This window comes from Bacillus sp. AP50, assembly GCF_040492675.1.
In the GTDB taxonomy this organism is placed as follows: Bacteria; Bacillota; Bacilli; order Bacillales; family Bacillaceae_G; genus Bacillus_A; species Bacillus_A cereus.
Genome location: NZ_JBEUTW010000429.1, coordinates 1 through 4,567 on the forward strand (window position 1 = coordinate 1; position 4,567 = coordinate 4,567).

Genomic DNA, 4,567 nt, shown 5'->3' on the forward strand with positions numbered 1-4,567 from the left:
GTGATAATAGTATAAAAACTTTTTAAATATAATTAGAAAAAAATAAAACATTTAATGTCAGAAAAATCGAACATTAGATACACAATTTTCTAGTTTACTTATGAAAAACATAGTGATTAAAATGGGGGGGAAGTAAGGACCTTATATTCTATCAAAAACAAATAAAAAACGAGATGCACTTACTCTTTTGAAAAATTTTTTATCCTCAAGTGTGTGTGAAGAAATCCTAACGTTAGGTTGTACAACATTTACGATCAAAACTTGTAAAAAACAATAGTGAAGAGGTGTAAGGAATGAAGAATAAAATTATGACAGGATTTTTAATAACATCAATTGCTACCGGGGCGACTATTCCTATCAATACTCTCGCAACGCCAATCGTTCAAGCAGAAACAAAACAAGATAATATAGATATTTCCTCAGCGTTACGAAAAATAGGTGCACACTCCAAATTAACACAAACCTTTGTCGATGGAGCCTTAGCAAGTCCGAATGTACAACTTGTAGAAGTTCCATCTTTAAATACAACTCAATTTCTAATTAAACAAGATATGAAAGAGTGGTCATCCGAACTTTATCCCAAATTAATTCTATTAAATTCAAAAAGTAAAGGATTTGTAACTAAATTTAATAGTTATTATCCAACATTAAAAGGATTTGTAGATAATAAGGAAGATAAAGAAGGGTTTACAGATAGACTGGAAGTCCTTCAAGACATGACCATAACAAACCAAGAAAGTGTGCAACGTCAAATTAATGAGTTAACAGATCTAAAACTACAGTTAGATAAAAAGGTGAAAAATCTTGATACTGATGTGGCAAAAGCACAGAGTGTCCTTAATTCAGAGGGAACAGGAAAAATAGATAAGTTAAAAAATGAAATGCTAGATACAAAAAAATCAATTCAAAATGATTTACAGCAAATAGCATTATTACCAGGAGCCTTAAATGAACAAGGGCTAAAGGTATTCCAAGAAATTTATAGTCTATCGAAAGATATCATTGAACCGGCTGCTCAAACAGCAGTAGTAGCGTATAACAAAGGAAAAGAAATAAACAATGCTATTGTAGACGCAGAGAAGAAAGCAGAGCAAGAAGCAAAAGAAAAGGGAAAATCAGCTATAGAAATTGAGGCTGCCAAAAAAGAAGCACGTGAAGCAATAGAGAAAAGTAAAAAAGGTGAAATCGCTGCAGCTGCAGTTACAAAAACGAAAGAGTATGATCTTATGAAAGTGATTGATCCTGAAAAAATAAAAAAAACATATAATACTTTTGCTGAAATTAATAAACTAACAGCAGAGCAACGTGCATATTTAAATGATTTAGAGAAACAAAATCAGAAATTATATGACTTAACAACTAAATTAACTGTAGCGGATTTACAAAAATCAATGATTCTTTTCATGCAAAATGATTTGCATACATTTGCTAACCAAGTAGATGGAGAAATTGAGCTAATGAAACGTTACAAAGAGGATTTGGATCTAATAAATAATAGTATTACAAAATTATCGACTGAAGTTGATGCCAATAACACTCAGTCTCAAAAAGATACATTAAGACGATTAAAAAGTGTAACAACTCAACTCGAAGAACAAGTTTATAAATTCTAATATTAAGAACACAGGTTTATCAAAAGGATTATATTGCAACTGAAAATAAGGAGGAGATCAAATGATGAAATTTCCATTTAAGGTTATAACTTTAGCCACTTTAGCAACGGTTATAACTGCTACGAATGGTAGTACTATTCATGCACTTGCACAAGAACAGACAGCTCAGGAACAGAAAATAGAAAATTATGCGTTAGGACCTGATGGATTAAAGAAAGCGTTGGCTGAAACAGGCTCTCATATTCTTGTAATGGATTTGTACGCAAAAACTATGATTAAGCAACCGAATGTAAATTTATCCAATATTGATTTAGGTTCCGGAGGAGGAGAATTAATCAAAAATATTCACCTAAATCAGGAACTGTCACGAATCAATGCAAATTACTGGTTAGATACAGCGAAGCCAAACATTCAAAAAACAGCACGTAATATTGTAAATTATGATGAGCAATTTCAAAACTATTACGACACATTAGTAGACACTGTAAAAAAGAAAGATAAGGTGAGCCTCAAAGAAGGAATAGGGGATTTAATCGATACAATTCATACAAATTCAAATGATGTTACGGAAGTCATTAAGATGTTAGAGGCTTTTAAAACAAAGTTGTATACAAATACTGTAGATTTTAAAAATAATGTTGGTGGTCCAGATGGACAGGGCGGATTGACGGCTATATTAGCGGGAAAACAAGCACTAGTCCCACAACTTCAGGCCGAAATTGAGAATTTACGTTCTACACAGAAATCACATTTTGATAATGTATTAGCCTGGTCAATTGGTGGTGGATTAGGAGCTGCTATTTTAGTTATTGGAACGATTGCAGGAGCGGTAGTAATTGTTGTGACGGGTGGTACAGCTACACCAGCTGTTGTGGGTGGTCTTACAGCTCTAGGAGCCGCTGGTATCGGTTTAGGAACAGCTGCTGGTGTCGAGGCATCTAATCATATGAATTCTTATAATGAAATTTCGAATAAAATCGGAGAATTAAGTATGAAAGCTGATCTGGCTAATCAAGCGGTTATTTCACTTACTAATACCAAGGACACTCTAACATATTTGTATCAGACAGTGGACCAAGCAATCATGTCTCTAACAAGTATTCAGCAACAATGGAATAAAATGGGGGCTAATTATAAAGATTTATATGATAATATCGATCAAATGCAAGAACATAAACTTTCGTTAATACCTGACGATTTAAAAGCTGCTAAACAAAGTTGGAATGATATTCATAAGGACGCAGAATTCATTTCCAAAGACATTGCTTTTAAACAAGAAAAGACAAACTAAAAATTAATATATATTCATAGGAGGAATTAAAGTGAATAATAATTTTCCTTATAAACTACTTGCTGTATCGACGTTTTTAACCCTGACAACAACTACTGTAGTTTCACCAGTAGCTGCTTTTGCAAGTGAAAGTAAAATAGAACAAACCAGTACGGAAGATATATCTCTTTCTGTAAACAGTGAAAAGATGAAAAAAGCTTTGCAAGATGCTGGGGTATTTGCAAAATCCATGAATGATTACTCTTATTTGTTAATTAATAATCCAGATGTTAACTTTGAAGGAATTGATATTAAAGGATATACAAATCTACCTAGTCAAATTGCACAAGATCAAAAGAATGCAAGAGAGCATGCTACAAAATGGGATGCGCACATAAAAAAACAACTTTTAGATACCCTTACAGGAATTGTAGAGTATGATACCACATTTGACAATTATTACGATACATTAGTAGAAGCAATTAATGAAGGAGATGCAGATACATTAAAAGAAGGCATTACAGATTTACAAGGTGAGATTAAACAAAACCAAGCATATACACAGAATTTAATACAAGAACTAGCTAAGTTAAGAGATAGTATTGGAGAAGATGTCCGAGCATTTGGAGGTCATAAAGATATCTTGCAATCGATTTTAAAAAATCAAGCATCTGGAATAGATGAAGATGAAAAACGCCTAAATGATGTTTTAGAGCAAATAAGACATTTTAAACAAGTAGAATCGGATGGAATAATAACTGTATCATATCCCTCAATCCCTACATGGATTGCTGGAGGTGTAATGATAGGGGTAGCAAGAAATAATTTAGGTACGTTAGAGCCGTTATTAGCGCAATTACGGCAAACGGTAGACTATAAAATAACATTAAATCGTGTAGTTGGGGTTGCGTATAATAATATTGCTGAAATGCAAAATGCAATTGGATCAGCTATTAATGCTCTTACCTATATGTCAGCACAATGGCATGATTTAGATTCTCAATATTCAGGAGTACTTAATCATATTGATAAAGCATCCCAAAAGGCAGATCAAAATAAATTTAAATTTTTAAAACCTAACCTGAATGCAGCAAAAGATAGTTGGAAAACATTAAGAGCAGATGCATTTACATTAAAAGAAGGAATAAAAACATTAAAAATGGATCCTGTTTCTTCGAAAAAATAGGGAAGTATACTAAAAAGGTGGAGTTGTATCAAAAGCTTCACCTTTTTTTATTGTAGTTGAGTTGTATAAGCAAGTTTCATCTTGTTTCAATTGTGAAAGGAGTTCTTTGAGCCGATTAGTGTATATATAGCTTATTTTGCTATGCACATATTTAATCGACTTGAAGAAGTTCTTTTTGTGTTGCATTCAAGTTAGGAATCACTTGTATATAGAACATCGGAGGCTAATAGTACACTAAATGAAAAAGCACATAATTTGTGCTCGTTTTTCTCATGAAACAATAGGGGTTTATTTAAAGGAAACGATCTATGATTGCAATTGTATGGAATATCTAAACATTCAAAAGTTAAATATATCCGAACAAATTAAATTTATGCATAATGGACAAATGGTATTAAGAACATTACAAGACATATGTAATGAGAGAAAATTTACTATCATCGCTTGTACTGTAGTAAAGATATTAAAATAAATAGGCACGAGGGCTTATATTTAGAT

General features: G+C 32.3%; 3 protein-coding genes. All 3 read left to right on the plus strand.

Going from position 1 to position 4,567, the window contains the following annotated elements; translation table 11 throughout:
• Positions 1-293 precede the first annotated feature (293 nt).
• On the plus strand, positions 294-1,613 hold the full coding sequence (gene hblC, locus ABWK52_RS23965) for a hemolysin BL lytic component L2 (protein WP_000790993.1): 1,320 nt from the start codon (positions 294-296) through the stop codon (positions 1,611-1,613).
• Positions 1,614-1,674: 61 nt separating this feature from the next.
• Positions 1,675-2,904, plus strand: coding sequence for a hemolysin BL lytic component L1 (gene hblD, locus ABWK52_RS23970; RefSeq protein WP_000975323.1), 1,230 nt, complete (start codon positions 1,675-1,677; stop codon positions 2,902-2,904).
• A gap of 31 nt (positions 2,905-2,935) precedes the next feature.
• A complete protein-coding gene (hblA, locus tag ABWK52_RS23975) occupies positions 2,936-4,069 on the plus strand; it encodes a hemolysin BL binding component B (RefSeq protein ID WP_001063467.1) in 1,134 nt (377 codons plus the stop codon).
• The last annotated feature ends 498 nt before the right edge of the window (positions 4,070-4,567 follow it).

Bases quoted from the DNA above. Each gene is read 5' to 3' on its own strand.
- hblC (WP_000790993.1), top strand. From the start codon at position 294: ATGAAGAATAAAATTATGACAGGATTTTTAATAACATCAATTGCTACC.
- hblD (WP_000975323.1), top strand. From the start codon at position 1,675: ATGATGAAATTTCCATTTAAGGTTATAACTTTAGCCACTTTAGCAACG.